The sequence below is a fragment of the Saccharomonospora iraqiensis subsp. paurometabolica YIM 90007 genome (assembly GCF_000231035.2).
Lineage (GTDB): Bacteria > Actinomycetota > Actinomycetes > Mycobacteriales > Pseudonocardiaceae > Saccharomonospora > Saccharomonospora paurometabolica.
The window spans coordinates 148,993-151,920 of the sequence record NZ_KI912250.1; the positions used below are offsets into that span (position 1 = coordinate 148,993).

Here is a 2,928-nt window from a genome sequence, read left to right on the forward strand (position 1 = left end):
TCCCGCGCCGGGACCCCACCGGCCGGGCGTGTCCGCGGTGCGGCGGCTGCCGTGGCCCGTCGCCGCGTACGGCGTGGGCATCGTCGCCCTGACGGTCGGCAGCAGCGGACTGCCGTTCATCAACCCCCGGGTGCTGCTGATGGCCGCACCCGCCCTGCTGCTCCCGGTGGCACTCGACCTCGCCGACCGGCACCCCGGCACCCTCGTCACGGTCGTGGCCGCGTGGGTCGCGCTCGGGTCGTGGCTGTCCGCCTACGCGCTCACCGTCTGGCCGCACGCCCTCTGAGCCGGGGCCGGGGAGCCCCCGTCACGCCCCCTCGGCCGCGAGCCGGTCGTACTCGGCCGTGACGTGGTCCCAGGCCGCCAGCACGTGGACACGTTCGGTGGCCGGGGCGCCGATGGCCATGCGCAGCACCACGTCCTCGCCGACCCGGGTGTGGCTGAGGTAGAGCTCGCCGGAGGCGTTGAGCCGCTCCAGCAGGGCCGTCGTGGCCTCGTTCGCCCGCCCGGCCGGGAGCGGACGATCGGCCTCGTCGCTCCACACCGGACGGATGCACACCAGACCGAACGGGTGCGGCGTGACCACCTCGAAGCGGGGGTCGGCCGCCACGAGCGCGGCGAGCTCGTCGGCGAGTCCGATGCCGCGCCGGATGTGGGCACGCAACCCTTCCGCGCCGTACCAGCGGATCACCGACCACAGTTTCAGCGCACGGAACCGGCGGCCGAGCGGGATCTGCCAGTCCCGGTAGTCGATCACTTCCCCCGAACTCGTCGCGGCGTTGCGCAGGTACTCCGGCAGGATCGACAGCGCCTCGATCATCGGTGTCCGGTCCGCCGTCCAGAGCACCGAGCAGTCGAAGTTGGTCAGCAGCCACTTGTGCGGGTCGGTCACGTAGGAATCGGCGTACCCGGCGACACCGTCGTTGATCCCGCGCAGCTCCGGACACACCGCCGCCACCCCCGCGTAGGCGGCGTCGACGTGCAGCCACACGCCGTGTGCCCGGCACACCTCGCCGATCCGCCGCACCGGGTCGATCGCGGTCGTGGAGGTGGTCCCGATCGTGGCACAGACCATCGCCGGTCGTGCGCCCGCCGCGACGTCCGCGGTCAGCAGCGCGTCGAGGTGCGCGGGGTCCATCGCCAGGGTGGCCGGGTCGACGTCGACGAACCGGACGTCGTCGGGGGCGAGGCCCGCGATCCGGGCCGCCTTCTCCAGCGACGAGTGGGTCTGTGACGACACGTACAGCGTGTACCGCCCCGCATCCGCCGTACCCGGTGCGCGGGGCGCCCCGCCCCCGGCGCCGTGCAGCGCGGCCAGCAGGGCCACCAGGCTCGCGCTGGAGGCGGAATCCTCGATCACTCCACCGCCCGCGGCGTCCGTGCGGAACGACGACGGCAGCCCGAGCAGTTCGGCGAGCCAGTCCACGACCACGGTCTCCAGCTCGGTGCAGGCCGGGCTGGTCGCCCACACCATCCCCTGCACCCCGAGCCCCGAGGAGAGCAGGTCCCCGAGGATCGCGGGCCCGCTGGTGTTGGCCGGGAAGTAGGCGAAGAAGCTCGGGTGCTGCCAGTGCGTCAGCCCCGGCAGCACCACCCGGTCGAGGTCGGCGAGCACGTTCTCGAACGGTTCCCCCTCCTCCGGAGGGTGCTCGGGCAGCGCCGCCCGGACTTCACCCGGCCGTGCCGGGGAGCGCACGGGGTAGGACTCGATCGAGTGGAGGTAGTCCGCGATCCGGTCGACGACCTGCCTGCCGTACCGCCGGAACTCCTCGGGAGTCATGTGCTCGCTCACCCGGCCAGGCTAAACGGGCGGTCGACGGGCGGACGGGGGGCGGCAGCGCGGTCGCTAGAATGGCGCCCATGTCCGCGCCCTCCGAGTCCACCGGCAGCGTCTCCCCCGGGTCCACCGGGAGGGTGTCCCTGACCGGCATCAAACCGTCCGGGGAGCCCCATCTGGGCAATCTTCTCGGTGCGATCCGGCCCGCGCTGCGGTTGGCCGAGGAGTACGACTCGATGTACTTCATCGCCGACTACCACGCGCTCACCAGCATCCGGGACCCCGAGCTGAAGCGCCACTACACGCGGTCGGTCGCCGCCACCTGGATGGCCGCCGGACTCGACCCGGAGCGCACGACGTTCTACCTGCAGTCCGATGTACCGGAGACCTTCGAGCTGACCTGGATCATGTCCTGCGTCACCGGGAAGGGCCTGATGAACCGCGCGCACGCCTACAAGGCCGCACGCGACCGGAACGTCGAGGCGGGCGAGGAACCGGACGCGGGCATCAACATGGGACTGTACAACTACCCGGTGCTCATGGCGGTGGACATCCTGATCATGGAGACCGACGTGGTGCCGGTGGGCAAGGACCAGGTGCAGCACGTCGAGTACGCCGCCGACATCGCGGGCAGCTTCAACCACCTCTACGGCGACCACTACACGTTCAAGATCCCGCGGGCGATCGTGCCGGAGGGGCCCGCGGAGACGCTGCCGGGCCTGGACGGCCGGAAGATGAGCAAGTCCTACGACAACACGATCCCGCTGTTCCTACCGGAGAACAAGCTCAAAAAGCTGGTGCGCCGCATCCCCACCGACAGCACCCCGGTGGAGGACCCGAAGGACCCGGACGGCGCGGCGGTGTTCCAGATCCTGGAGCAGGTCGCGCCCGCGTCGGCGGCCGACGTCGTCGCCGACACCCGCAAGCGCCTCGAAGCGGGCGGCATGGGCTGGGGTGAGGTGAAGAACGTGCTGTTCGAGGTGCTCAACACCGAACTCGCCCCGATGCGCGAGCGCTACGACGCCCTCATGGAGCCCGGCAGCGAACTGGACGACGCCCTCGCCCGTGGCGCCGAGCGTGCCCGTGCGCGGGCGGGCCGGGTGCTCTCCGCGGCCCGCCGGGCGGTCGGCATCAGCTGACGCCGCGGGCGT

2 protein-coding genes and 1 pseudogene are annotated in these 2,928 nt (G+C 71.9%); 2 read left to right on the top strand and 1 reads right to left on the bottom strand.

The annotated features are described in order from the left end of the window. Nucleotides 1-286 (top strand): annotated as a pseudogene (locus SACPADRAFT_RS0216785) (hypothetical protein); the annotation flags it as partial. Between the two features lie 21 nt (nucleotides 287-307). Here the strand turns inward: SACPADRAFT_RS0216785 and SACPADRAFT_RS0216790 are convergent. After that, nucleotides 308-1,780, bottom strand: a complete 1,473-nt coding sequence (locus SACPADRAFT_RS0216790) for an aminotransferase class I/II-fold pyridoxal phosphate-dependent enzyme (protein ID WP_007027104.1) — start codon at nucleotides 1,778-1,780, stop codon at nucleotides 308-310. A gap of 80 nt (nucleotides 1,781-1,860) precedes the next feature. Here SACPADRAFT_RS0216790 and SACPADRAFT_RS0216795 point away from each other — a divergent pair, with 80 nt between their 5' ends. Further along, nucleotides 1,861-2,916 carry a tryptophan--tRNA ligase gene (locus SACPADRAFT_RS0216795; RefSeq protein ID WP_007027103.1) on the top strand — a complete coding sequence of 352 codons (1,056 nt, stop codon included), beginning with the start codon at nucleotides 1,861-1,863 and terminating at the stop codon, nucleotides 2,914-2,916. The last annotated feature ends 12 nt before the right edge of the window (nucleotides 2,917-2,928 follow it).

Excerpts from the sequence above, each read along its gene's own strand:
- SACPADRAFT_RS0216795 (WP_007027103.1), top strand. The coding sequence starts at position 1,861 with ATGTCCGCGCCCTCCGAGTCCACCGGCAGCGTCTCCCCCGGGTCCACC.
- SACPADRAFT_RS0216790 (WP_007027104.1), bottom strand. The coding sequence starts at position 1,780 with ATGACTCCCGAGGAGTTCCGGCGGTACGGCAGGCAGGTCGTCGACCGG.